The 23519-nt window shown below is 66.9% G+C and carries 23 protein-coding genes; 14 read left to right on the top strand and 9 right to left on the bottom strand.

The features are described 5' to 3' along the window. The 4 genes from pyk to VFW45_05065 form a co-directional block, all read left to right on the top strand. On the top strand, positions 1-1158 hold a 1158-nt coding region (gene pyk / locus VFW45_05080; protein HEU5180141.1), incomplete at its 5' end, for a pyruvate kinase. Further along, positions 1155-2264 carry a hypothetical protein gene (locus VFW45_05075; GenBank protein ID HEU5180140.1) on the top strand — a complete coding sequence of 370 codons (1110 nt, stop codon included), beginning with the start codon at positions 1155-1157 and terminating at the stop codon, positions 2262-2264. The genes pyk and VFW45_05075, both read left to right, overlap by 4 nt. A 10-nt stretch (positions 2265-2274) precedes the next feature. Next, the gene (locus VFW45_05070) at positions 2275-2706 is read left to right on the top strand and encodes a (deoxy)nucleoside triphosphate pyrophosphohydrolase (protein HEU5180139.1); all 432 of its coding nucleotides are present in this window, start codon (positions 2275-2277) and stop codon (positions 2704-2706) included. Further along, a complete protein-coding gene (locus VFW45_05065) occupies positions 2706-3302 on the top strand; it encodes a flavin reductase family protein (protein ID HEU5180138.1) in 597 nt (198 codons plus the stop codon). The genes VFW45_05070 and VFW45_05065 overlap by 1 nt, the downstream gene beginning before the upstream one ends. Here the strand turns inward: VFW45_05065 and VFW45_05060 are convergent. Genes VFW45_05060 through VFW45_05045 form a run of 4 tightly spaced genes read right to left on the bottom strand, consistent with a single transcriptional unit; the run spans position 3299 to position 6797 of the window. Further along, a complete protein-coding gene (locus VFW45_05060) occupies positions 3299-4432 on the bottom strand; it encodes a HEAT repeat domain-containing protein (protein ID HEU5180137.1) in 1134 nt (377 codons plus the stop codon). The genes VFW45_05065 and VFW45_05060 overlap by 4 nt on opposite strands. Before the next feature lie 13 nt (positions 4433-4445). Then, positions 4446-4760 carry a (2Fe-2S) ferredoxin domain-containing protein gene (locus VFW45_05055; GenBank protein HEU5180136.1) on the bottom strand — a complete coding sequence of 105 codons (315 nt, stop codon included), beginning with the start codon at positions 4758-4760 and terminating at the stop codon, positions 4446-4448. Continuing rightward, complete coding sequence (locus VFW45_05050; protein ID HEU5180135.1) at positions 4760-5929, bottom strand: M24 family metallopeptidase; 1170 nt, start codon at positions 5927-5929, stop codon at positions 4760-4762. The genes VFW45_05055 and VFW45_05050 overlap by 1 nt, the downstream gene beginning before the upstream one ends. After that, entirely contained in the window at positions 5907-6797 is an 891-nt protein-coding gene (locus VFW45_05045) for a glycosyltransferase (protein ID HEU5180134.1), read from the bottom strand. Before VFW45_05045 ends, VFW45_05050 begins: the two co-directional genes overlap by 23 nt. A gap of 139 nt (positions 6798-6936) precedes the next feature. Between VFW45_05045 and VFW45_05040 the strand changes: the two genes are divergently transcribed. From VFW45_05040 to VFW45_05010, 7 genes are all read left to right on the top strand, one after another. Next, positions 6937-8034, top strand: a complete 1098-nt coding sequence (locus tag VFW45_05040; protein HEU5180133.1) for a nucleotidyltransferase family protein — start codon at positions 6937-6939, stop codon at positions 8032-8034. A gap of 132 nt (positions 8035-8166) precedes the next feature. Next, positions 8167-9072, top strand: coding sequence for a squalene synthase HpnC (gene hpnC / locus VFW45_05035; protein HEU5180132.1), 906 nt, complete (start codon positions 8167-8169; stop codon positions 9070-9072). Then, on the top strand, positions 9069-9953 hold the full coding sequence (gene hpnD / locus VFW45_05030) for a presqualene diphosphate synthase HpnD (GenBank protein HEU5180131.1): 885 nt from the start codon (positions 9069-9071) through the stop codon (positions 9951-9953). The genes hpnC and hpnD overlap by 4 nt, the downstream gene beginning before the upstream one ends. After that, complete coding sequence (gene hpnE / locus VFW45_05025) at positions 9929-11302, top strand: hydroxysqualene dehydroxylase HpnE (protein HEU5180130.1); 1374 nt, start codon at positions 9929-9931, stop codon at positions 11300-11302. Before hpnD ends, hpnE begins: the two co-directional genes overlap by 25 nt. 19 nt (positions 11303-11321) lie before the next feature. Further along, positions 11322-12533 carry a hypothetical protein gene (locus tag VFW45_05020; protein HEU5180129.1) on the top strand — a complete coding sequence of 404 codons (1212 nt, stop codon included), beginning with the start codon at positions 11322-11324 and terminating at the stop codon, positions 12531-12533. Next, positions 12530-12829 (top strand): hypothetical protein, encoded by a 300-nt coding sequence (locus tag VFW45_05015; protein ID HEU5180128.1) that lies wholly within the window; start codon positions 12530-12532, stop codon positions 12827-12829. The genes VFW45_05020 and VFW45_05015 overlap by 4 nt, the downstream gene beginning before the upstream one ends. A 13-nt stretch (positions 12830-12842) precedes the next feature. After that, a complete protein-coding gene (locus VFW45_05010; protein ID HEU5180127.1) occupies positions 12843-13709 on the top strand; it encodes a hypothetical protein in 867 nt (288 codons plus the stop codon). A gap of 90 nt (positions 13710-13799) precedes the next feature. Here the strand turns inward: VFW45_05010 and VFW45_05005 are convergent, their stop codons facing one another. Both VFW45_05005 and VFW45_05000 read right to left on the bottom strand, forming a co-directional pair. After that, complete coding sequence (locus VFW45_05005; GenBank protein HEU5180126.1) at positions 13800-14009, bottom strand: dodecin; 210 nt, start codon at positions 14007-14009, stop codon at positions 13800-13802. A gap of 41 nt (positions 14010-14050) precedes the next feature. Continuing rightward, complete coding sequence (locus VFW45_05000; GenBank protein ID HEU5180125.1) at positions 14051-15406, bottom strand: hypothetical protein; 1356 nt, start codon at positions 15404-15406, stop codon at positions 14051-14053. 217 nt (positions 15407-15623) lie between these two features. On the opposite strand from VFW45_05000, the gene VFW45_04995 reads away from it, so the two are divergent. Beyond that, positions 15624-16529, top strand: coding sequence for a hypothetical protein (locus VFW45_04995; GenBank protein ID HEU5180124.1), 906 nt, complete (start codon positions 15624-15626; stop codon positions 16527-16529). Between the two features lie 105 nt (positions 16530-16634). Here the strand turns inward: VFW45_04995 and VFW45_04990 are convergent, their stop codons facing one another. Next, the gene (locus tag VFW45_04990; protein HEU5180123.1) at positions 16635-17552 is read right to left on the bottom strand and encodes a hypothetical protein; all 918 of its coding nucleotides are present in this window, start codon (positions 17550-17552) and stop codon (positions 16635-16637) included. Positions 17553-17664: 112 nt separating this feature from the next. Beyond that, the gene (locus tag VFW45_04985; GenBank protein ID HEU5180122.1) at positions 17665-18759 is read right to left on the bottom strand and encodes a hypothetical protein; all 1095 of its coding nucleotides are present in this window, start codon (positions 18757-18759) and stop codon (positions 17665-17667) included. Positions 18760-19149: 390 nt separating this feature from the next. On the opposite strand from VFW45_04985, the gene VFW45_04980 reads away from it, so the two are divergent. Further along, on the top strand, positions 19150-19728 hold the full coding sequence (locus VFW45_04980) for an RNA polymerase sigma factor (protein ID HEU5180121.1): 579 nt from the start codon (positions 19150-19152) through the stop codon (positions 19726-19728). A 199-nt stretch (positions 19729-19927) separates the two neighbouring features. Next, positions 19928-20674: a hypothetical protein gene (locus VFW45_04975; GenBank protein ID HEU5180120.1), complete on the top strand. Its 747-nt coding sequence runs from the start codon at positions 19928-19930 to the stop codon at positions 20672-20674. Here VFW45_04975 and VFW45_04970 read toward each other — a convergent pair. Then, positions 20635-23519, bottom strand: a 2885-nt coding sequence (locus tag VFW45_04970) for a CHAT domain-containing tetratricopeptide repeat protein (protein ID HEU5180119.1), incomplete at its 5' end; no start/stop codon positions are given. The two genes, VFW45_04975 and VFW45_04970, sit on opposite strands and share 40 nt — an antisense overlap.

Below are 23519 nucleotides of genomic sequence, written 5' to 3'. Positions count from 1 at the left end.
CTGGGACGCCGGCAGCTCATCTCCACCGACTACCGGCATCTCCCGCAAGACGTCCGCAAGGGAAGCCGGATCCTTCTCGACGACGGCAACATGGAGCTGGAGGTGCTGCGGGTTTCCGGGACCGACATCCTCTGCCGCGTCGTGGTCGGCGGGCTCCTGTCGGAGCACAAAGGGATCAACCTGCCCGGCACCCCGATTGCCGCTTCGTCGCCCACCGCCAAGGACCGCCGCGAGATCGAGTTCGCCCTCCAGGAAGGGGCCGACTGGATCGCCCTGAGCTTCGTCAAGAAGCCCCAGGATCTGGTGCGGGCGCGCCGCGCCATGGAGCGGCTGGGCCGGCAGCTGCCGCTGGTCGCCAAGATCGAGCGGCGCGAAGGGGTGGAGGCGCTGGACGGGATCCTCTCCGATGCCGACGGATTGATGGTGGCGCGCGGCGACCTGGCGGTGGAGATCTCCCCCGAGGAGGTCCCGGTCCTGCAGAAGAAGATGATCCGCGCCGCCAATCAGTCGGGGGCGCTGGTGATCACCGCCACGCAGATGCTCGAGTCGATGATGGAGAGCCCGCGTCCCACGCGCGCCGAGGCCTCGGATGTCGCCAACGCGGTCTTCGACGGCAGCGACGCGGTGATGCTCTCCGGCGAGACGGCCTCCGGGCAGTATCCGCTCGAATCGGTGCGCATGATGGACGCCATCATCCGGCAGGCGGAGCGCAGCGGACTGGGGTGGGGCGCCGAGGAGTCGGGAGGCTGCTGCGCGCCCGAGGAGGACCTGCATGCGGTCGTGCATGCCGCCAGCCAGGCGGCGCGCGATGCACGGGCGCGCGCCGTGGCGGTCTACACGCAGACGGGGCAGACCGCTCGCTTCCTCTCGAAGCTGCGTCCCCCCTGTCCGATCATCGCCCTGACTTTCGATGCGGGAGTGGCCCGGCAGATGGCGCTCTATTGGGGCGTCACGCCGCTGGTGATCCGCTACGCCCGCGACACCGATACGATGCTGCGAATGGGAGAGCGCGAGATCCTCCGCCGCAAGATGGCGGCCCGCGGTGATCGCCTGGTGGTGGTGGCGGGAAGCGCCCCGTACCCCGGGGGCACCAACATGATGAAGATCCATATCGTCGGCAAGCCGGTCGGACGGAGCCGCCAGGCGACGCGCACGTGAGGCGGGCGCTCCGCCTCGCCGTTCTGGCGGCGCTGCTTCTGCTGATCGGCTTTTCTTCTCCTTCGCCCGGAAAAGCAGCCGAGCTGCAGTGCGCGGTGTGCGGCCAGGCCATTACCGGCCGCTACCTCGAGGAGGACGGCCGCGCCTATCACGAGGCTTGCTACGCCCGCACGCGCGCGGCACGCTGCGCGGTGTGCGGCGAGGCGATCATGGGGCCGCGCATCGAATCGGAAGGGAAGAGCTATCACGAGAAGTGCTATCGCGAAGCGGTCCTGCCGCGCTGCGCCGTCTGTGGCCAGCTGATCGAGGGGACCTATCTCAAGGAAGGGGGAAAGAGCTACCATCCGCAATGCCACCGGACGAAATCGGCCAAATGCGCCGTCTGCGGCGAGCCGCTGGAAGGATCGTTCCTGGCGGATCCGTGGGGCAACCCCTTCCACGCGCGCCACGGCGAGAAGATCCTGTGCCCTTTCTGCAGCCGCGTCATGGCCGTGTCCACGACCGGCGGCAGCGTCATCAGCTCGGCCAGCGGGATGCGCATCTGCCGCTTGTGCGACCGGCGCGGCGTCAGCGGGCGCGGCAAGGCGGAAACGTCGCTGGAGCGGGTCCGCCAGCGCATGGCGGATCTCTTCCCGGTCCCGGAGGGGAGCTTCGCCTGGGAGCTGGTGGATCGGGAGCGTCTCGACAGCCTGCTGACCCGCGGACCTCATGCCCGCAACGAGCTGGGATTGACGGTGGGGATCTCGCAGCGGCGCGGCCGCGAGGAGTCGAAGCGCATCCGCGTCTATCTTCTTTCCGGACTGCCCGACTGGCTGTTCGACGGGGTGGCGGCGCACGAGATGGCGCATGTCTGGCAGAACCTCCGCCGCCTGGAGGACCTGCCGCTGGATAAGGCGGAAGGATCGGCGGAGCTGGCCTCCTACCTGGTGCTAGATCGGGGGGGAACGCCTGAAGGGCGGATCAAGATCCAGGAAATGGAGAGCTCCGACGACCCGGCCTACGGGATCGGGTTCCGCAAGGCGATGAAGGTGTCGATGCGGGGGCAGTCGATGACGCGGCTGCACCGCGTCCTCGAAGGGGAGAAGGGGTGGCCCGACCGTCCTTGAGGAAAACTCCATGATCCGCGTGGCCGCCGGAATCCTGTCGCGCGGGGGCAGAATCCTGATCTGCCAGCGCGGCGGCAACGGGCCGATGGCCGGGAAATGGGAGTTCCCGGGAGGCAAGCTCACGACGGGGGAAAGCGCCGAGGAAGCGCTGGTCCGCGAGCTGTTCGAGGAGCTGGGGGTCCGCGTGCGGGCCCAGGATCTATGTCTTCTCGAAAGCCTGCGGCATGATTATCCCGGAGGCCCCGAGGTGGAGCTGCATTTCTTTCTTGTGGAGCGTTTCGCGGGTGAGCCCAGGAACCTGGGCTTCCAGCGCATGGAATGGGTCGAGCCGCGGCATGCCTCCGGCTTCGATTTCCTGGAAGCGGATCGGCCGCTGCTGGCCCGGCTGGCGGTCGGGGACGCGGCGGGCCTCCCGGACGGCCGCACAGCGAAGGAGCCTTGATGGAAATCGATCCCGGAGGACTGGATCGCCGCGCCGCCTACAAGCTGATGATCAGCCTCATCGTGCCGCGGCCGATTGCCTGGGTGAGCACGGTGTCTCCCGAAGGGGGAGTCAACCTCGCCCCCTTCTCCTACTTCAACGGCATCTGCTCGCATCCGCCGATCCTGATGATCGCCGTGGGCGCCCGGCGCGGCGAGCGCAAGGACACCTGGCGGAACATCGATCAGACCCGACAGTTCGTCGTGAACCTGGTGGTGCCGGAGCTGGTGGATGCCATGGTTATCACCTCGGGTGAGTACCCTCCCGAGGTGGACGAGTTCAAGAGTGCCGGATTGACCCCGGCTCCTTCGACGAAGGTTTCCCCGCCGCGCATCGCCGAATCGCCGGTGAGCATGGAATGCGAGCTGGAGAGGATTGTCGAGGTGGAGCGGACGGCGCTGATCCTGGGGAAGGTGGTGCTGTACCACGTGCGCGACGACCTGCTGCATCAGGGAAGCGTCGACCCCACGAAGCTCAAGCCAGTTGCCAGGCTGGGCGACGACTTTTATTCCTATCTCGGAGAGGTGTTTTCGCGAGGGCGGCCGAGCAAAGGCTAGGTTTTGGAAGTCTTCGAGGGGGGAGTGGGCTCCGGCGGCTTGGGGGGAGACCACTTTCCGGCCTGCTGCGCCTTCCACCAGGCGCGCCACTTGTCCACGTCCTTGCCGTAGCTCTCTCCGGTCACCACCGTCAGAAGCGTCAAAGAGTGCTCGCGCTGCGCCGGATGCTTGGCCCCGGCCAGCTGCACCAGCACGCCGCCTCCCTGCGAGCGGATCGCCTGATGGTTCGCCGGGTCGGACGCCAGCTGCAGGAGAATCGACACCGCCTTGTTGCGATCGGCGGCCGCCGGGTACTGCAGCATGTCCAGGATCGGCTGGATCGGGAAGGGAACCGCGGTGTGCGCCGACAGGTAGGCGATCGGCACCAGCGAGCGGGCCGCGTTGTTGCGCACCTGGCTGTCGGGATCCTTCAGAGCATCCTCCAGCGGCAGAATCACCGCCTTCTTGTCCTTGGCCCATCCGAGCAGGGTGGCACAGGAGGCGCGCTTCACCGGGTCCTTGTCCTCGCGCAGCCCCTTCACCAGGATGTCGTAGTTCTCGGGCACCGTCTCCAGCATCTTCTCTTCGTACTCCCGCAGTCCCGGGTCGCTGTCGAGGTAGTGCCCATCGTTGATGTCCCGCATCCGGCGCGGGTTCACCTGGAACATCTGGAACGAGGCCTTCTCGTACCGCTTCAGCCAGTCGAGAATGTCCTGCGGCACCGCCACGTTGCCGGTCGGGGCGGGGTTGGCCTTGAAGCGCTGCTCGTCTCCCTTTTCCACCACGTCGACGGTCAGGTAGCTCTTGTGGTTCCCATAGTCGGCGGCGCTGATGTTGGTGTAGGCGAATTTCCCCGATTTCTTCAGCTTGTCGCCCAGCTCGGTCACCAGCGACGGGGTGATGGTCGCCCCTTCCTTAATCCCGAGGATCCCGAGAATGGTCGATTCCGGAGTCTTCTTGGCTCCGAAGACGTCGATCCCGGCGAGGGTGTAGGGCGCGGCCTCGGGAGGAGTCTGTTTGTCGCCTTCCGGTGCGGCGGCGAGCAGTGCCGGCGAAGCAAGAATCAAAGAGGAAGCGAGAATCAAGGATGAAAAAAAGAGGATTCCGAAGGAGGTCAGGGCGCGGGCGCGGCGGCATAAGGAAGGAAGCATCGACAGCAGACTCCTAGCTCGAGTGGGCTTCGGGACCGACCAGGTGCTGGAGATGGTCGGCGATGAATTGGTCCAGGTCGTCGAGGGTCACACCACCATACCAGCGAAACTCGGGCATGACCAGCACGGTCGTGCCCTGGGAGCACTGGTCCAGGCAGCCCGACTTGGAGACCCGGACCTTGCGGGACAGCCCCTTTTCCTTGACCCAGGCCTTCAAACGGGCATGCACCTCGGCACTGCCGCGCGCGTGGCAGCACTCGCGGCCGTCGTGGCGATCGTTCAGGCAGACCAGGATCAGCTTCTCGAATCCGGGTTCCAGACGCCTCATCAGGGAATCTCCAAAAAGACAGGAAAGCGCGTGAGCCGGCTGCATCCTCCCCGCGTCACCAGCACGACGTCCTCGATTCGCATCCCGCCCAGCCAGGGATAGTACAGTCCCGGCTCGACGGTGATCACCTGGCCGGCCTCGAGCCTCGCCGGGCGCGAGCCAATCGTGGGTGGCTCGTGCAGCTCGAGGCCCAGACCGTGGCCGGTGCCGTGGAAGAACCCCTCCCGCCGCCGACCGCCGCGCCGCACCGGGTAGCCGGTCTCGCGGAAGAACTCGAGAAGGCGGCCGTGGATCTTCGATCCTTCGGCGCCATGCCGGATAAGCTCGAAAGCCAGCCGCTGCGCCTCGTGCACCGCCAGGAAAGCCTTGCGGGTCGGGGCATCGGCGCGTCCCTTCACGACCGTGCGCGTGATGTCCCCATAGTACCCGGTCAGACGGTCACGTGGGAAGAAGTCCAGGACGATGGGGCGATGCGCAGCCAGCGGCCCCGAGCCGCGGTGGTGCGGGTCGGCTCCCTGGATGCCTCCCGCGACGATGCTCCGATCGGGAGCGGCCCCGGCGGCGAACATCGCCCGCTCCGCTATCTCGCGCAGGATCTCGGAGGTGAGGACCTGCTTCCCCACACGGAGCCGTCGGTCCCGGCCGATGCGGCTGGCGGCGAGCGTCATGACCGCGGCGGCCAGCCCCGCCTCGGCGGCGCGCAGCGCCGCCCGGATCGAGCGGATCTCAGGAGCCGATTTGCGGGAGCGCTCCGGAAAGAAAGGCTCCGCGGCACTCGAAACCCGAAGTCCGGCGCGTCGCAATGGGGCGATCCCGCCGGCCGGGAAAGAGAAGGGGACCTCTACCCGGCGGGCGCCTCGGCGCCGCAGCTCCTCTCCGGCGATGCGATGCAGATCCGCTCCACGGATCCTTCTCTCTGACAGCCGTGCGGCAATCCGCGAGGTGGGGACAACGGCATCGACCGTAGCCGTGCGGCGTGCCCCTTCGATTTCAAGATCGCCGACCAGGAGCAGGCTTCGCCCCCTGACTCGCAGCCAGGCAATCGGGTCGGCGCAGGAATAGCCGCAGGCATACAGCAGGTCTGCATTGTGCTCCGGGACCCCTGCAATGGCCCGCGCGATGGACCCGGGACGCTTTCGGCGGCGGTTAATAGTAAAGCCTCCCTTCAATCGTCCTCAGACGGCGGATTACCTCGGGCGGAAGGCGGTCCTGACGTCTCTGCCGGAGACGCTTCGGAAGCCCGCGCAGGCCGGCGCCCAGGGCGCGGACGAAGACGTCGGGCCGGCCGATCGCCACCGTCTCCTTGAGGAAGTAGCCGCTCCAGACGCACAGCTGCGTGAAGACCATCCTCCACGGCAGGTAGCGGGCGCTGATCCAGATCTTGTTGCGATAGAAATAATAGGGGCGGCGCCAGGAGGGACGCTCCGCCAGATGGTGCAGGACCTCGATGTCGGGCCGGTAGAAGATGCGCAGGCCGCGGGCCGCCGCCCGGTAGGAGAAGTCGAGCTCCTCGAAGCCGTAGATCAGCGATTCGTCCATGCCGCCGGATTGCTCATAGGCGGCGCGCCGGATGGCGCAGCCGGCGGAGATGAAATAGCTCGTCTCGCACGCCTCGCGCTCCTCTTCCTTGAGCCGCCGCGGAATCTCGGATCGTCTCGGTCGCCGGGTGGAGGGGTCGAGAATGCGAAAGGCCGCGACCGCCATCTCCGGCGTGCCGTCGAACGCCTTGCGGACCTTCTCCAGGAACCCTCGGTCTTCCACGCGCACGTCATCGTCCAGGAAAATCAGAACCTCCCCCTCGCAGGCGGCCACGCCGGCGTTGCGGGCGGCGGGCGCCCCCAGGTTCCTCCCCAGCGGGACGAGGACGGCGGAGGGGAAACGGGTCCGGATGGCCTCGAGGGTCCCGTCGCTGGAGCCGTTGTCCACCACGACGATCCGGTCCTCCCCGGCGCGCGGCTGCGACGCGAGATCGGCGAGGAGAGCGGCAACCCGATCCCTGCGGTCGCGCGTGACGATCACCACGCCGAGAGTGCTCACCGCGGCAGTGCTCCGGAAGAAGGCGGGCGGGGTGGGGACGGGCGATCCGGGACGCCAAACGGGCGTGAGTCTAGCGGAGGGGGGAGGGAAATGCAAAGGGGGCAATTGTCGGCATTGACGGGGGTTGCGCCCGGAACCTATGATCAACGCCGCAATGAGCACCCCCGGAAGCACCCCATCCGCCGCCGTCCACCTGCACGAGTACCTGATGCTCTCGATGATGGGCCGCGAGAGCGTTCCGAAGGAGGGCATCCGCGGCGCCGATCCGGCCGCTTTAGTGGATCTCTGCCGCGCCCATCGGGTGGCCGGGATCGCGCACCAGGGGGCCACCCGATTGAGGCCGCGCTACGACTCGGCGCTGGCCGGACTGCGCCAGGCGGCCCACAAGACGCTGGTGGACAATCTCGTCCTGCTGAAGGCGCTGAAGGAGACTGCCGCCATCCTGAGGGCCGAGAAGATCGACTTCGTCCTCCTCAAAGGGGCCTCGCTCCTGGAGCTGCTCTATCCCGAGATTCAGCTCCGCCCCATGACCGACATCGACTTCCTGATCCACAAGGGAAGCTGGCCCCGCCTGGCGGCGGCGCTGCGGGCGAAGGGCTTCGGGATGCCCTCCAAGGAAGAAGAGACCTTCTATCGCGAGACCTGGTATCACCAGCTGGTGCGCAGTCCCTGGTCGGTGTCCACCAACCTGGAGTTTCACTGGAACCTGGAGTCGGTGGAGCGCAGCCGCATCGACCCGGAGGATCTCTTCCGGCGGGCGGTGCCGTGCGATCTGGACGGGGAGTCCTTCAAGCGCCTGGGAGACGAGGATCTCCTGATCCACCTGAGCGTCCACCTGGCGCACCATTACCAATCCCCGGCCCTTATCTGGGTCGAAGACCTGCGGCGCCTGCTCAACCGTGGCAGCTTCGATTGGGAGCGTATCTCTGAGACGGCGAAAGCGTGGGGCGTGCAGAATTGCCTGGCCTACAGCTTCGGGTACGTCGATCGGGCTTTTCCGGGGACGCTGCCCGGCCCGGCGCGCCGGTTCCAGTTCTCCCCTCTGCGCCGCACCCTCCTGGGTCGCGTCCAGACCGACAATCCCGCGCTGCCGCACGCTCCCGTGCGCGGCATCAAGCGCCATGTGGTGAGCATGCTTCTGCTGGATAGCTGGTGGGATGTGGCGCGCTACATCGCCGTCCACGCCCGCGGGCGCGCCGCGCGCGCCGTCGGGCTGGGCCGGCGCGCTCCCGCCTGATCGGAAGATTCCCGCCGCAAAGGTGCTGCGTATCCCTGTCCCGCCCTTGTTCCTGGTGTCGTTGCCGATTCGCGGCGACTGTGGAATACTCCGCGGGCATTGAAGAAACGCCGATCCTCGGATAGCCGCTCCATGTCCCTCTCTCCCGCTGATTCCGAACGGGCTTCCTCCATGCCCGATCCGGCCGCCGCCTATGCCGCCTGCCGGAGCATCGCCCGCCGGCACTACGAGAACTTCCCGGTGGCCAGCTACTTTCTTCCGGCGCGCTTGAGGGGACCGGTCGCCGCCGTCTATGCGTTCGCGCGCGGAGCCGACGATTTCGCCGACGAGCCGGAGCACGCCGGATCGCGCCTGGAGCGCCTGGATGAATGGGGAGACCACCTGCGGCGCGCGGCCGCGGGCGAGGCGGAGCATCCCGTCTTCGTAGCGCTCGCCGACACGCTGCGGCGACACCGCCTGCCGCTGGCGCCGTTTCTGGCGCTGCTCTCGGCATTCCGGCAGGACGCGGTGCAGGCGCGCTACGATCGCTGGGACGAGGTGCTCGACTATTGCCGCCGCTCGGCCGATCCGATCGGCCGGATCCTGCTGGGACTCCACGGCAAATCGGGCGAGGATCTCGAGCGGCGCTCCGATGCGCTGTGCACCGCGCTGCAGCTCACCAATTTCTGGCAGGACCTGGCGATCGACGCCGGGCGCGGCCGTCTCTACGTGCCGGGCGAGGATCGAGAGCGGTTCGGAGTGCGGGAGGAGGACCTGTTCTCGGGAGCGGCCGCCGGCACGCCGCCGTTCGCCGCGCTCATGGAGGAGCTGGCGGGGCGCACCGAGGCGCTTTACGCCCGCAGCCGGAACCTGCCCGCCTTGATCGGCGGCGGTCTCGGCTTCCAGGTGAAGCTGTCCTGGCTGGGAGGCCGGTCGATCCTGGAGCGGACGCGGCGCGTCCGCTTCGATGTCTATCGGCGGCGGCCGGCGCTGGGAGGTTCCGGCATCGCGGCGCTGGCCTTCCGGGCATGCCTGCCGCTGGCGCGGGCGGAAGCGTGACGTCCGACGGCGCGGAAGCGGCGCGCGCCGCGGCGCGACTGACACGCGCCTCGGGAACCAGCTTCTACTACTCCTTCCTCCTGCTGCCCAGGGAAAAGCGCCAGGCGATCTACGCCATCTACGCCTTCTGCCGCGCCTGCGACGACGTGGCCGACGGGCCGGGCGAGGTGGGAGACAAGCTCGCGCAGCTCGCCGAATGGCGGCGCGAGCTGGGTAGCTGCTACGAAGGGACTCCCTCGCACCCGATAACCCGGGCGCTCCTGCCGGCCGTGCGCCGCTACTCCCTGGCGCGCGAGCAGTTCGAGGGGATCCTGGACGGGGTGAGCTCCGATCTGACGACCCGCCGCTATCGCGATTTCGCCGAGCTGCGGCGCTACTGCTTCCAGGTGGCCAGCCGCGTCGGGCTGCTGTGCGTCGAGGTCTTCGGCTATCGCAGCCCGCAGACGCGGCGCTACGCCGAGGAGCTGGGACTGGCCTTTCAGCTGACCAACATCCTCAGGGACCTGGGGACCGACGCCGCCTTGGGCCGGCTCTACCTGCCGCAGGAGGAGCTGGCGCTGCACGGCGTCGACGAGGAGGAGCTGATCCAGGGAAGGATGACGCCGGCAGTGATGGATCTGCTGCGCTTCCAGGTGGCCAGGGCGAGGGAGCAGTACCGCGCCGCGGAGCGCCTGCTGCCGGCGGCCGACCGCTCAAGCCTCTTCGCGGCGCGCATCATGGCGACTATCTATCAGGGCGTTCTCACGGAAATCGAGAGGATGGGTTACGATGTCTTCCGGCGGCGGGCCGGTCTGGGGGCCGCCCGGAAGCTCGGGATAGCGCTGAGAATATTCATCGCAGAGAAGGCTCTCTCCCCATGGACCAGGCAGCCTCAAGCCTGAGCGGGCAGGGCTCCGGCGGCATCCTCGTCGTCGGCGGCGGATGGGCCGGGCTCGCCTGCGCGACCGCCCTGGCGGAGCGCGGGCATGCCGTCACGCTGCTGGAGGAGAAAAGCCGCCTGGGCGGACGCGCCCACTCCTTCGAGGAGAAGACGACGGGAGACGAAGTGGATAACGGCCAGCATCTGCTGATGGCCTGTTTCACCGATGCACGGGCTTTTCTCCGGCGCATCGGCAGCGAGGAGGGGATCGCTTTCCAGGATCGCCTCGAAGTCCCGATGGTGGAGGCCGGGGGCCGCGCGCTGCGGCTGCGCTGCTGGCCGCTTCCTTCCCCATTTCATCTCGCCGGGGGGATTCTGGGTCATAAGGCGCTGCGGCTCGGAGAGCGGCTGCGCCTGTTGCGCTCGCTGGGGGCCGTGCGGCGCATCGTCGCCACTCCGGCGGCACCCGCCGATTCGGGGGCGGGAGAGAAGACGGTGGAAGCCTGGCTCGACGATCTCGGACAGTCGGCGGCCAGCCGGCGTGCCTTCTGGCATCCGCTCGCGGTGGCAGCCCTCAACGAGGACCCTCATCTCGCTTCGCGACGATTGTTCGAGGCAGTGCTGCGCGAGGGTCTGATGGAAGGAAGCGCCGGGTCACGCCTCGGCATCCCGAAACGGCCGCTCTCCAGGCTGCTGGATCCGGCGGCGCGCTCCTACATCGAAGCGAGGGGTGGGCGGGTAATCCTGAACGCCGCGGTGGCGGGGACCGACATGGAAGGCGGGCGCATCCGCGGCGTGCGGCTGCGCGACGGCTCCTATCTTCCGGCCGCGGCGTTGGTGAGCTCCGTCCCGCCGCAGGCGCTGCGCCGAATTCTTCCGCCGGCGGTGCCTGCCGAGGACCCCTTCTTCTCCAAGGCGGCCCGCATCCCCAGCTCGCCCATCCTGTCGGTGCACCTCTGGATGGAGCGGATGCAGCCGGAGCGCTCCTTCGCGGGGCTTTTGGACAGTGACATCCACTGGGTCTTCCGCCCCGCGCCGGCGCGGCTTGCGCTGGTCACCAGCTCGGCCCGCAGCCTGATCGAGCGCCCCTCCGAAGAGATCATCGACCTGGCGCGCCGTGAAATGGGCCGCTTTTTCCCGGACCTGCGATCGGCGCAGGTCCGGCATTCGCTGGTGATCAAGGAACGGAGCGCCACCTTCTCGCCCGTTCCCGGGGTCGAGCGGCTCCGTCTGCCGCACGACACTCCGATTCCGAACTTCTATCTGGCGGGGGACTGGACCGACACCGGATTGCCGGGGACCCTGGAAAGCGCGGCGCGCAGCGGGCATCGCTGCGCCCAGCGGGTCGCGCCGTCCCGGCTGGCCGCCTGACCTTGTCTGGACAACCACGATGACGATACGCAAGAAGCCTTCGAAAGAGCACGAGAAGAAGAAAGAGTCACGCGATACGGCCCTCCTCAAGGGGACCGAAGAGCTCCTCGGGATGGGCATCGATCTCGAGAATCTCGAGGCGACGGCGGAATCGGTGGCCCGCCTGGCGGCAGTGGACCCTCCTTCGGTCGAGGCCGAGCGCGCCCTGGCCTGCTGGCTGGGGTTTGCCGAGCTGCCCGAATCGGCGCAGCTGCTCATGGCGATGGAGACGCAGGCAGTCGACAAGGAGCTGAAGCGGGAAATCCGGCGCTCCCTGTTCCGCCTCGAGCAGAGGGGAATCGCGATCCCGTCCTTGCAGGCCAAGCCGGCCGGCGCGGCGCTGAGCCGCGGCATGGACCAGGGGTATCTCTCGGCCGTGGATGCGCGCGGCGACCAGGTCGCCTGGTTCGTGCGCGAGGAGAGCAGCGGCGATTTCTTCGTCCTCTCCGGGGTCATCGACGAGCGCGGCGGGCTGGCGGAGGCCGACGCCGGCAGGGTGGCGCGGTCGGCCTTCCGGGACCTGCTGGAGCGGACGCGCAGCCGGTTCGGATTGCGCATGCTGCCGGCCGACGCGGCCTGGTGCGATCGCCTGCTGCACGAAGCCTACAAGCACAGCACCCAGCGACGGAACCCGGGTGTGTCGCGCTTTCCCACCTACCGGATGGAAATCTCGCACCAGATCCCTCCCTCCATGGAGCCGCCGATCCGGACGCTGCTGGCGGAGGAGGTCGCCGCCGGCCGCCACGCGCTGCTGGACAGCTCGGCCAGGCTCCTGGAAGAGAAGGAGCTCTCCACCTGGATACTCGATGCATCCTGGATCGAGCCGCACCGCCAGTCTTTCGCAGATGCGGCCGAATCGCCCCTGGTGCTGAACCGGTACCAGAAGGAGGAACGACAGGACCGGGCGCTGCGCGAGGCGGCCACGGCGATCTTCGCGGGCGAAGCGCGCCAGGTCTGGGCCCGCAGGCTCGAGGCGATGGCCTACTACTTCCACCTCGACATGAGGCCCGAGCCGGCCCGCCGGGCCCTGGCCGTCTCCGATGCGCTGGCCAATAATGATCCGCAGGCGGCCGGTTCCTTGCCCTTCTCCCTGGCGCTCACCCGCCGCTCGCTGGAGACGGCGGCGGCCCTGGAGCGCCGCAGGGAGGAAGAGAAAGGACCATCGCTCATCGTCAAGCCGGCGGAGCGATGAACGACCTGCGCCGGCTTCTCGTGTGGCTCAGCGTGCTGGCCATGCTGGCGATCGGCATGTGGGGCTTCAACAAGAACGAGATCGCCAGCCTCCGGCCCTATGATCCTGTGAACCGCAGCTTCAGGACGGCGGCCCACAAAGTCCATATCTACGGGCGCGACTACCTCCTGCCGCTGCGGCAGATGCTCTTCGCCTGGGGGGCAGTCGCTCTGACCGCGGGGGCGCTGTGGCCTTTCGCCACCGACGCGAGAACGCGGCGTCTGTTCGGCAGCTGGGAGCGCCCGCCGGGAGTCTGAAGGAACCATGATGATGCGCAGCGTGAGACTCGTGTGGACGGGCGTCTTCCTGGCGAGCCTGTTGATGGCGCCGGAGCCGGCAATCCTGGCCCTTCCCGAGGAGGCCCCGGCGGAGGAGGAGTCGCCCGTTCTCAAGCCGGAAGACGCCGAGCGCCTCTTCCTGAGCTTCATCAACGATCGCGCCAGCCTGATCCGCAGCTGCTTCTTCCTGGGGGGCGTCAAGGTCGGCGACATCACCTACGTCAAGAACATCGCCACCGCCGAGATTCGCTATCGCATCGAATGCCGCCAGGAGGAGATCGACGCGCCCCCTCTGGATCGGACCCTCAAGGAAGACTTCATCTACCGCTACAGCCACGAGGTCTGGGAGATCCTGGGGCGGGCGAACGAGGTGTCGCCCGCGGTCAAGGCGGGCGCGATCGCTCCTTCCGACGCCCAGGCCGCGCGCCCCGACCCGAGCGCGGCCGATCGGCGGAAGATCGCCGAGCAGATTCTGGCCTGGGCGGTCCTCGGCACGCCGCCTCCCGGCACCGACGGCGCCTTTCCCGGAGGCAAGCTGTTCCCCGTCCGGCAGAAGGTGCTTGTCAGCAACGAGAATCTGGCGGGAGTGGAGACGCTCGCGGTGCGCGGGCGGGAAGTCGTCCTGCTGACGCCGGAAGCGCTGCTGCAGCGCACCGTGCTCATCGGCGGGGGATCCTGGCTCCGCTTCGAGCAGCTGGACATTTCCGGCGACAAGGCCGAAGCGACGGTGCAGGTCCTTTCTCCCGTGCTCCCCGTGCCGCCCCCCGGGGGTTCGCCGACCCGCTCGCTGGCGCGGCTCAAGGCCGATTTCTTTCAGCGCCGCGGAGCCTGGACGATGACCCGCTCCCGGCCTCTCTAGCCTTCCGCCGTCGATTCATTCTTCTCAGGTTCTCGGATCAAGCGGCGGCCGTTGGCGGCCGCTCTTTGCCGTCGCGTCCAAGGGTGCCCCTTATTCATCCAGCGTAAATCCAATCTTCAGCGTCACCTGCCAGTAGGCCACTTTTCCCTTCTCGATGTAGCCGCGCGTCTCCGTGACATGGAACCAGCGCAGGTTGCGCACCGTCTGGGAGGCTTTCCGGACGGCGTTGTGGATCGCCTCTTCGATTCCTTTCTTGGACGATCCCGTCAGCTCAATCGACTTGTAGACGTGCTCGCTCATGGGGCCTCCATCGTCACGGTTTCGTCGCTCGATTCGCTTCCTCATTGCAGACCCGAAGGCAGCCTCGGGGAGGAGATCAGCTCTCCGAAGATCTCCCAGCGCCGCTCGGGGTGCTCCGCGGTCCCGCCGCGTCGTTCCACGTAGCTCTTGACGAGCTCCTGTCCCAGGTTGTAGTTGATGACGTAGCTGCGATATTTCTGGATGAAGCGGACGCGCTGCGCCGCACGATCCGGGGGCATCAGCGCGTAGCGGGTCAGCCACTCGGCCGCCTCCTTCTCGTCGATCTCGCCGTTGATCAGGCGGCGCGCCGCCTCGTTTCCGGCGAAATCGAGCCCCTTCAGCACCGCCATCACGTCGTTGTAGATGCCGGCGCGCTTCCGGTCCAGCCCCGCCAGCGGGAAGAGGACGTCGCGCTCGAATGCCTCGCGCTCGTCGCCCGGAAAGGCAACCTCGACGCCGTAGTTCGCGCTGCCTTCGGCGATGAGGGACTGGGGGCTGAAAAGGGGATAGACCGTGACCTCGATCCAGCCGCGCTCCCGCACCAGGTGCCACTCCAGGAGCGCGTTATAAACATGATGGCCGGGGTACCCTTCGTGCGCCGCGAGCTGCACCGCGGCATCGATGTAGATGGGCAGATCGGTGTTGACCTGGATCACGGAGTGGAAGTTCTTCTTGTACCAGTTGTAGGCGCTCCACGGCTTGCCGGTGACATACTCCACCTCGAAGCTCTCCTCCGGCGGCAGGAGGAGATGCTCCTTGGTGCGGCGCCGCGCCTCCTGGATGGCGGCGCTGAAGACGGCGTCGAGCCGATCCGGAGGAATGACGAACTCCTTCTTGAACGCTTCGAGGCGACCGAGCAGCGGCCCGCGGCCGGGCAGCAGGCGGTCCAGCTGCTCCAGGACTCCGGCGTAATAGCTCTCCGGCCGGGTCGGCGCGACCGCGTCGTAGAGGGCCTTCGATTCCTCGTCGAAGGAGAGCTTCGCGCCTTCGAGGATCCGGCAGCGTCGGGCCAGCGAGCCAAGCTGATGCAGCAGATAGGTCCGGCGCAGCAGGACCGGCTCATCGTTCGGAAGCTTCATCGCGTTGAGCTCGGCGATGCGCCGCAGGGCCTCTTCGTGCAGAACGCCCGGCGGGCGGGCGGCGGCTTTGGCCTCTTCGCGCCACCCTTCAGGACCATAGTAGGCGTCGACATAGTCGGGATCGTGCACGCCGACCGCGAGCACCAGCTTGACGTAGGCTTCGGCGATGGCATCGAGCGCCGAGGCGGGGGAGCGCGGCTTGCCGCCTCCCAGATCGCTGCGCTCCGCCACGCGGCAGGCCCCGACGATGCAAGCGAAGGTTGCGGCAATCGACAAGATGATCAGGTTGCGGACGAGGCCGTGCCTGGTTTTCCGCATGACGTAACACGATCTCCGGTGGGTCCCGCGTAGCCTATCCGCCCTGACGATCTCCCGCAAGCGCCTGGGCGCGAAAGCGCGCTGCTGCCGCGGGCGTGAACCTTGTTCTCGACCCGGGACGACTGGCCGGTGGCCTCGTTGACAGTCCAGTGTGCGGAGCCTAGGTTTACACCCCGGAATCGGCCTATTCATCAGGGATAACAAGGGAGGCGAGACGATGCGACGAGCGCTGCTAGCCTTGATCGCGCTGGCCGGAGCGAGCCTGACGCCGGCGGTGGCGGGAGATTTCGAAGGGGCCCTGGAATCGCGCTGGCGCGGCGCCTGGGTCCTCACGAGCGTCGACACCTACTCCGATTGTGCCGGAACGCATACCAACAACCATGTCAACGGGCAGCTGGTGCAGGGGCGCGGCAAGTTCGCCTTCCGTCCCGGCGAGATGGCCCAGGTCCAGAAAGTGGTTCTCAAGCGCTCACGGCTCGACTTGTTGCTGAGCCTGCCGGAGCCGATCCTGGTCTCCTACCAGGACGGACCATTCACCTTGTATCGCGAGGCGAGCTGCCTGATGGAGCTTCAGGTCGAGCTGCCGCGCTCCCTGGTCTCCCAGGAAAACGTGGAAGGGGTGGACAGGAAGGTGCTCGCGGTGGTGGGCCGCTTCGCCGGCCGTCAGGAGGCGTCGCGCTCGCGCACCTGGAACCGGCGGCAGCGGGAATCCTATCCGGAAGACTACGACCGGACGCTCGCGGAGCATGCCGCCTGGCAGGCGGAGCAGGCGAATGCCGCCATCGCCGCCCGGATCGACGAGGCCAAAGAAGAGTCCTCGCGCATCTCGTCGAGCATCAATAGTGACAAAGATTACCTGCAAGGGTTCGCGGCGGGGGTCGAAGCGGCCAAGGCGCTGGACCTCAGGGAATGCGGCACGATCCTGGCGAAGGATTCCGCGCATGTCTGTCCGCTTCCCGCGCAGCTTCCCGCCTCATTGGCGGAGCAGGCCCGATCCCGCTACACGCGGGGCTTTACCGATGGCTCGCGGCTGGTCTTCTCGCTGGAATCGATGCGGGTGCTGCCGCGCTGCATGGTCCCGGTGCCGGATGTGCCGCGGCGCCAGGAGCACGACGATCGCTGAGCCGCGGGACGGATCGGCGGCCGAAAGGTTACGCGCTGCCGTTCAGCCGCCGGCCGTCTTCTGGCCGGTCGGCTGTAAGGGTGCAGTTATTCCTGGCACGCGACACTAATTGTCGCGCCTCTTGAGACGCTGGGTGAGCCAGCGCCGCTCCAGCCGGCCCAGCTCGCCTCGAGTGATGGTTGAGTCATCTCTTCGCTTGCGCAGATGGTCCAACAGGGTCGAGACCGGAACGAACCAGCCGTTCTTGGCCGCCAGCCGCTTCATCAGCCGGACGAATTCAGGATTCAAAGTCCCATTGTCGCAGAATCGCAAGCCGAAATGGGTGTACATGATGCAGACCCCTTCTTCGGCCTCCAGGCGATCCTGCTCCTCTTCGCGCAAGGCCCGGCAGAAGCTCGGCGCCTTGTCTCCGAAGGTGCTGCTAAACCAGGAGCGCACGTAGGGCTTGGCAGGATTGTGGTAGGGCAGCGTCGGATTAATCTTGAGGAGATTGATCTCCTCGACCACGAAGCTCCGGACGTAATCGATGTGCTTTCGGCAGAGATCGCCCCAGAAATACTCCGATCCCTCCACGTTTCCCTCGAAAGGTCCAGCGCGGCTTCCCAGCCTGAAGGCGAGCTTCGGTAACGATGTGGTGAAGCGGTGCACGCCCCAGTACATGTTGTCCCGGTTGTTCAGGTGATTGACGTGGATCCGGGGCGATTGTCCCAGGGAATCGGCGAAGACCTTGAACCCCTGCTGGACCAGGTCGCGCGTGGAGTGATGGTTCCGCACTCCGTGCAGCGCGATCTCGAAGCCCTCCCGCTGCAGCCAGCGGACGAACTCCAGATAGTCGGCCTCCGCCAGGCTGGCCCCCTCGATCGCCCCCTCGGGAGCCGAGGCCAGCGGCCAGACCGACTTGGTGGTCTTGATGCCGAGGTCGGCGAGGAGGTGGTAGACCGGAGAAACCTCCGGGAGCCGGCAAAAATCGGTGTCATCGAAGACGGTGAAGGCGAAACGGCGGTTTTCGGGGAAAAGGCCCAAGACGAAGTCCCGAAAGTGCTTCCCGGCCTCATTTGGCGGGAACCGCGAGATTATAGGGGTTGGATCGAGGAGGTGTCTATGAAGGCCGGGATGCCGAAGCCGGGACCGGCCGTCAGGCCGCCTTCACGAGGCGCTCGACGTAGTCAGCGAAGCCGCCGGTATCGAAGCGGCAATGCGCCAGCAGACGCCGGTAGCGGCTCTCGAGGAGCGACTGCTCGAACGGGTTCCGGGTGATCGTGACGACGGTGACCTTGTCGCTGCGGTGGCCGAAGGTGCGGGCGAACATGGCGCGGACCAGATAGTCGGCCTCGGGCAGGGAGTAGCCGACGATCACCAGGGAGGCGGCCTCCCGCAGCGAGCGCTCCGCCCTGACCCAGGTCGCCGCCAGGAAGCGGTTCTCGTAGCGCTGCTCCAGGCTCGGACCGACGAGCACCGTCTCGTAGGGCGAGGTGCAGCGCTCCTGGCTGCAGCGCCCCAGCTCCGGCTCGTCGAGGATGAGCACGGCGCCGGTGCTCTGCGACAGCGTGATGTCGAGCTCGTCGCAGCGGGGACAGTACAGCCAGTTCAGCGATCCGTTCAGTTTGAGAAGGGGAATCCCGCCGGTGCGGACGATCGCCTCGCTGTCGGGCAGGGCGCGGAAGTGGTGCATCTCCTCGAAGCGGCCCCGCCTCTGCCCGTCGAGGCGCTGCACCGCCTCGCGCACCGCCACTCCGTAGTTGACGTTCCTGGGACGCCGCTCCAGCAGCGCGCTGTCCATGACGATGTCGTAGTTGGTGGAGATCAAGGTTGAGGCTTCGGGCAGCGCCTTGGCGAAGCGGATGGCCGTGCGGCCGAGGCCCGCGCCCACCGCCCGGGCCACCACGAGCCCAATCGAGGCCGTCAGGTGGCGGCGAACCTCGATGAGCTTCTCCCGCGAAATCCCGGCCGGGGAAGGCCCTCTGCCCGACAGGGAGGCGTCGATCAGGGTGAAGAGATCGTCGATCCGCGGGATGCGCTCGGGATCCGGCGGAGCGTCCAGGATCCCCGGACCGAAAACCCCTTCCAGGAAGTCCATGAGGAGAGCGCTGACCGGGCGTGTCCGGACGATCTCATGGAGGAGATTGTCCATCAGCGGAATGTCGGGAAAGTCGGCGCGGCTGGCCCCGGCCCCGAGGAAATAGACCGTCTTCTTGACCACGTTGTCGCTCGATATCTCTTGTTCCGTCATCACCCATTTCCGGTGCCGACCGGAGGTTCAGAGCCGGATCCATCCAAGCAGCACGCGTGCCATGCGCGCCGGCAGGAGGCGAGATTCAGGAGCGGCAGCGAAAAACGTCGGCTCCGGCGTCCCGAAGGTCGATGCCGAGGATTGCGGTCGTCCAGATTCCGCATGTCCTTGCGGATGATCGCGTCCTCATCTTGACGAAGCGCCGACTCGGCGCCTCCTCGCGGCAACAGGTCCGCACCGCCGGCGGCGCGCAGCGCCTCGGAGCGTCCGCGGGAGGCGACGCCCCGCAAGCTCCTGTGGGAATTGGCGCACTGTCGGGCCAAATTGACAGTCGTCCCGACCCTCCGTATCCTCGCCCGTCGCGAACGCGCGTACCGGGAGAGGGAGCGAGTGCGATATCCTGAAAAAAGCATTGCTGCCCGTCTGCTCGAAGACGATCCGGAAGCAATCGGTGTCGTCATCCGCTGGATTTCGAGCATCCTGACCTGGCCCCGGTTCTGGTCCCTGCGCGAGGAATGGCCCGATCTGGTCCAGGAGACTCTGGCGCGGGTGATCGAGAGCCTGCAGAAGGGCCGCTTCGATGCGGCGCGCGATTTTCGCTTCTACGTCCAGGGAATCGCGCGGCACACCGCCGTCCGGGCCGTCCAGGAAGTCCTGCACCGACGGCTTGAATCGGAAAAGGGGAAGGCGGAGGCCCTGGCTGCCGTCCTGGGGACCCCGGTCGTCGATGTCGTGGCGGCGCGGCAGATTGTCCGGAGGGTCCTCGACCAGGCCTCGGAAGAATGCCGCCTTTTGATCCGGTTGTATTTCCTGGACGAGAAGGGGTACGAGGAAATCGGGCAGGAGCTCTTGGTTCCGGTGGGGACGGTCAAATCGCGGCTGTCCCGCTGCCTGATGGAGGCGCAGAAGGCCCTTCGGGTGGCCGTGAGGCGCCATTTGCCTGACGCCAAGGTGGAAAGCGAGCCGTGAGCAAAGATTTCGGGAACCGGGAGAGGCCATTATTGCAACTTAAGGGAAGCATCAGCCGGTGCTGACGATCTGCGAGGAAATACGGACGCTCCTGGCGGACTACGTCGGTGCACGCCTCGGGCCGGATCAGAGCCGCCGCGTCGAGCAACATCGGCAAACCTGTCCCGACTGCGGGGAGATATTGGAAGACCTGGAATCCATGAAAGAGCAGATACGCTCCGGCGGTGAGGCGATGTTCGAGCCGCATCCCGAGCCGGTGATCCTCCACCGTTACGCCCTGGGCGAGGGTGGCGTGGAGGCGCCTGGGATTGGCCGCCATCTCGAAACCTGCGCCACCTGCCAGCTCGAGGTCGAGACCTGGAGACGGATCGGCCGCAAGAAGCTGGCGGAGCCTGCCCGGTCGCGACCCTCGCTCCCGTGGATGAGCCTTGCCGCGGGGGTTGGAGCCCTTTTCGGACTGTTGGTCGGCTGGCGGTTACTGTCGGCGCCCCTCCGGACCGAGGTCCCAGTTCCGCCGGCCGCGCCTCCGGTCGTCTCCGAGAGCGCGCGCATCCTGGTAGCTCCGCTCATCCACAATTTGCCGGGATTGATGCGCAGCGGCGAGGTCGCCGTCCAGCACTGGAGCATCGATAGGGAGGAACCCTATCTCAATATCACGGTGCCGCTTACCATTCCCGAAGATGCTTCCGGGTCCGAGCCGCTCCGCTTCGAGATCCTCGGACCAAAGGGAGAAGATGTCTGGCACTTCGAGATGCCCGTTTCCCGTGTCCGCGAGCATGTGGAATCGGCCGGAGTGGTGAGCTTGGCGGTTTCGCCGCAGATTGAGCCGGGGAAGTACCAGTTCCGGGCCGTTCGGACGGCGATTGCCGGCGCCGTTCCTCTCTACCAGGCGAGCGTCGAGATCGACTACCGCCAATCTCCCGCGGCGACGAAAGCTCCCCAGTAGAAGGGGTGGGTGCTTTTCCCCTTGGCCCGCCTCTCCTGAAGGGCCGACAGGCTGGCCTGGTGCACCGACTCGGCAGTCGACAGACCCTTGCCGCGCCCGTCGTACAGCCTCCGCATCCAGTCCAGGGTTGCCCGGTCGTCCACTTGCCAAAGGCTCATGATGACGGTTCTGGCTCCCGCCAGCTGGAAGGCGCGCCGCAGCCCGAGCACACCCTCGCCCGACTGAATCTCCCCCACTCCCGTCTCGCAGGCCGACAGCACGACCAACTGCGCCGCCGATAGGTCCATGGAGGCGATTTCCTCGGACGTAAGGATCCCGTCGTCGGTCTTGGGCCCGGCCTGCGAGCGCTGATTCGCGCCGGCCAGGGCCAGGCCGGAGAGGAGGAGCGGGTTATCGGCGAAGATCCCTTCGTGCAGCGTATCTTCGTGCATCGCTCTATCGGCGGAACGGTGTGTCCCGCTGCCCTTGGCGCCGCACCCCTCGCCCAGAAAGAAGCCGTGGGTCGCCAGGTGGAGCAGGGAGCTCTCGGGCGCCCACTTCTTGAAGGAGGGCTCGCTGGCGCTGCCGGCGGTCAGCCCCGCTACCGTAGCATTGCTTTCCGGAGGATGTGCCGCCCGCAGCTGCTTCTGGATCTGGCGGACTTCTTCGGCAGCTGCGGGCAGCGGGGCGAATCGCAGGCTCTGAAAGTCCTGGCAGGGAGAAGCGGTGCCTCGATAGGCCGGTGGCCCGGATTGCAGGGCCAGCTGGGGGTTGCCCGACGTCTTCCCCCCGAGCGATGCCGCCTGGGCGGGAGGCGATACGTCAAAATCGGGTCCTCCCATTGCCAGGATGCGGGAGCCGACGGAGCGAGATCCGGGCGGCTTCAGGATATCCCGCTCGGTGGAAAGGTATTGAAGAACCGCGGGGCCCTCGACGAGATATTTCCCTTCTTCCGATGGCAGCGCGTCAAAACTCACCAGTGCAATCTGCCCATCGGGGACGATGAGGATCCGCTTCAGCCCTTTCAGATGTCCCGCCAGAGGCTCCCACAGACGGACCCGCAGCCGCTCGCCGGCCGCGCGGTAACTCTGTTCGGAAGCAGCGTTGCCAAGGGTTGCCGCAGGCGGTGGGACCGCCTGCCGCCGCCAGCTGGAAATCAGGGTATCGACGCCTGCGGCATCGCCCAGATCGAAAAAGAGAGGTCCGGAAAGATCGCGCCGCATCAAAAAGGCGCCATACGAGGATCGCGCCTCTGCGGGACGTCGCAGCCCTCCCGCCATCGTCGCGGGGCCGGGGCCGGTGAATCCGAGGAATTGCACGAAAGCGATGAGGCCTGTGTCGAGGGGAAGAGCGGATTCAATCGTTTCCACCGAGGCGCTGGTGGGAGGGATTCCACCAGCATTCCGCGTCATCTCGGCCAGCTCGAGCTCGAGCTTTTCCTTGGCCTGGAGGGCCTGCTCGAAGCGGGCGCGGTAGGCTTCCGGCTTGCCAGGGTTCGGTCCTTGCACGACCAGCGTCGCCAGCCGGTTCGCGGCAGCGGCGAGCTGCCGTGTCAGAGCAGCCGAAGCTTCATTGCGTGGCTCCAAGCCGAAGGCATGACGCGAGGCGACCTGATCCAGGACGGAGGCGCGCGAGCGGATGAGGGCGTTCCAGATTTCGGCGACCGATTCCTTGGCACGATCCGCCGGTGACGTTCCCGCGAGCACCGAGAGCGCCACTTCGAGTCCGGTCTGGCGAATTCGCTGGAATGCGAGGGCTTCTCGCTCGGAGAAGCCACGTATCACCTGACCGAAGTGCCGGCGCAGAATTGCCTCGGCTTGCAGCGAGTTCCGCAGTGCCTCGACGCTCTTGCCGTTCGCGCGATTGGTGCGCGCTATGTCGATGAACAGCTCGGCGACCTCGGGGTGGCTGCTGCCCATGACGCTTTCCTTGATTTCAAGCGCCTTCCGGAAAAGACGGTCGGCTTCGTCGAGATCGCCGGCGGTCAGCTTGAGGTGCGCCAGGCCGTCGAGGCCCTCGCCGACAATCGGGTGGAACTCGTTGAACATCTTCCGGGCGATGTCGATGGCCCGCTGATAATGCCCGGCAGCCGAGCTGAGGTCTCCCGCGGCAGCCTCGGCGCGCGCCAGCCGCAACAAGGTGAGGGCAACTTCCTGATGCACGGGTCCCACCTTTTTCTCCTGGGCTGCCAGCGCCGGCCGAATCAGCGCGGCGGCGCGCTCATACTCGCCAGCCTTGGAGAGGAACATCCCCAGCTCCGATACGAACTGGGCATATTCGGAATGTTCTTCTCCGCGCGTGTCCCGCAGGATCGAGACGGCACGCTCCTGGTAGGCAATCGACAGGTCGTGCCTCCCCATGTCCGCCATGACCAGCGCCAGATTGGAGATGCAGTAGGCGACCTCGTGCTGCTCGGGGCTCTTCTCGAGGTTCGCCAGCGCCGTGTCGAGCAGCTGCCTCGCGCTTGCATAGTCCCCCAGCCTGTAGCGCTCGTACCCGAGCGCCTGCATCGACGCTGCGGTCAGCAGGGCCGCCGGCCCGATGGTCCTCTCGCGGATTTCCACCGCCCGCTCGAAGGACGCCTCGGAGCCGAGAAGGTCGCCGGTGATGTCGGAGAAGACCCCGTAATTGTGGTAGACGGCGGCGAGCTGTGGGTCATCGATGCGCGGTATCTTGTCCAGAATGGCCAGGGCCCGACTCATGAGCGCGCCCGCCTCCCCGAGGTGTGCGGTCTTTCCTTCGACCGTCGCCAGGTGGTTGAGATCCAGGGCTATCACCGGGCTGTCGGGATCATCGCGCTCCCGAATCTCCAGGACCTTCTGATACAAAACCTTGGCCTGGTCAAACTCGTCGTTGAATTGCAGAA

Source organism: Candidatus Polarisedimenticolia bacterium (assembly GCA_035764505.1).
Lineage (GTDB): Bacteria > Acidobacteriota > Polarisedimenticolia > Gp22-AA2 > AA152 > AA152.
The sequence above is the reverse complement of the archived record's forward strand: the minus strand, read 5'-3'. Positions and strand labels throughout refer to the sequence as shown.

Bases quoted from the DNA above. Each gene is read 5' to 3' on its own strand.
- VFW45_05070 (HEU5180139.1), top strand. From the start codon at position 2,275: ATGATCCGCGTGGCCGCCGGAATCCTGTCGCGCGGGGGCAGAATCCTG.
- VFW45_05065 (HEU5180138.1), top strand. From the start codon at position 2,706: ATGGAAATCGATCCCGGAGGACTGGATCGCCGCGCCGCCTACAAGCTG.
- VFW45_05060 (HEU5180137.1), bottom strand. From the start codon at position 4,432: ATGCTTCCTTCCTTATGCCGCCGCGCCCGCGCCCTGACCTCCTTCGGA.
- VFW45_05055 (HEU5180136.1), bottom strand. From the start codon at position 4,760: ATGAGGCGTCTGGAACCCGGATTCGAGAAGCTGATCCTGGTCTGCCTG.
- VFW45_05040 (HEU5180133.1), top strand. From the start codon at position 6,937: ATGATCAACGCCGCAATGAGCACCCCCGGAAGCACCCCATCCGCCGCC.
- hpnC (HEU5180132.1), top strand. From the start codon at position 8,167: ATGTCCCTCTCTCCCGCTGATTCCGAACGGGCTTCCTCCATGCCCGAT.
- hpnE (HEU5180130.1), top strand. From the start codon at position 9,929: ATGGACCAGGCAGCCTCAAGCCTGAGCGGGCAGGGCTCCGGCGGCATC.
- VFW45_05020 (HEU5180129.1), top strand. From the start codon at position 11,322: ATGACGATACGCAAGAAGCCTTCGAAAGAGCACGAGAAGAAGAAAGAG.
- VFW45_05015 (HEU5180128.1), top strand. From the start codon at position 12,530: ATGAACGACCTGCGCCGGCTTCTCGTGTGGCTCAGCGTGCTGGCCATG.
- VFW45_05010 (HEU5180127.1), top strand. From the start codon at position 12,843: ATGCGCAGCGTGAGACTCGTGTGGACGGGCGTCTTCCTGGCGAGCCTG.
- VFW45_05005 (HEU5180126.1), bottom strand. From the start codon at position 14,009: ATGAGCGAGCACGTCTACAAGTCGATTGAGCTGACGGGATCGTCCAAG.
- VFW45_05000 (HEU5180125.1), bottom strand. From the start codon at position 15,406: ATGCGGAAAACCAGGCACGGCCTCGTCCGCAACCTGATCATCTTGTCG.
- VFW45_04995 (HEU5180124.1), top strand. From the start codon at position 15,624: ATGCGACGAGCGCTGCTAGCCTTGATCGCGCTGGCCGGAGCGAGCCTG.
- VFW45_04985 (HEU5180122.1), bottom strand. From the start codon at position 18,759: ATGACGGAACAAGAGATATCGAGCGACAACGTGGTCAAGAAGACGGTC.
- VFW45_04975 (HEU5180120.1), top strand. From the start codon at position 19,928: ATGAAAGAGCAGATACGCTCCGGCGGTGAGGCGATGTTCGAGCCGCAT.